Genomic DNA, 656 nt, shown 5'->3' with positions numbered 1-656 from the left:
CTCGATGCTCGTCGTGCCGTCGGCGATCTTCACCCGGCCGGCAGCGGTCGCCGGAATGCCCGCTATGGTGGCGCCGCCGGTAAAATTGGTCCAGTCGCCATCACGCTTCAGGTCGACGCCGATGCCGCCGATTTCCGTGGTCCCGGAGGTGACGCTGTCGGCCTTGATCGTACCTGATATCGCAGGCGCCTTGAGATAATTGGCGATCAGTGCATTGACTGTGATGGCCTTGGCCATCACCTCGCCGCGCGCGATCGATGTGCTCTTCGCATCGATCGCAACGGAGGGCGCGTCGCCATCCCCCGCGAAGCGGATGGTTCCGTCGATGTCTCCCGTTATCGCCTGGCCGGCAAGTGCGGCCAGCTGGTCGATGGCAGGTGCATCGAGCGTCAGCGTGCCGAGCGGCATGAATTTGTCGTCGAGCGCGAGATCACCCGAGACCTTGTTGTCGCCGAGCGAGACCAGAAAACCATTGATCGAACGCTTGCCTTCGCTCGTCACCAGCGCTGCTTTGATGTCGAGCGGCTGGTCGTCGACGGAGCCGGTCAGCGAGACATTGGCGGCGGGACTGGTGATATCGGCCTTGCCGCTAGCCGTCAGCTTGATGCTCTTCACCGTGCGGCCCGATGCCGTCAGGCTGTCGCTATCGGCGGGAA

The 656-nt window shown here is 63.6% G+C and carries 1 pseudogene; it reads right to left on the bottom strand.

The window, feature by feature from the left end:
• Positions 1-656, bottom strand: a pseudogene (locus EN964_RS36395) (translocation/assembly module TamB); the annotation flags it as partial.

It is taken from the genome of Mesorhizobium sp. M7A.F.Ca.CA.001.10.2.1 (assembly GCF_003998575.1).
In the GTDB taxonomy this organism is placed as follows: Bacteria; Pseudomonadota; Alphaproteobacteria; order Rhizobiales; family Rhizobiaceae; genus Mesorhizobium.
The sequence above is the reverse complement of the archived record's forward strand: the minus strand, read 5'-3'. Positions and strand labels throughout refer to the sequence as shown.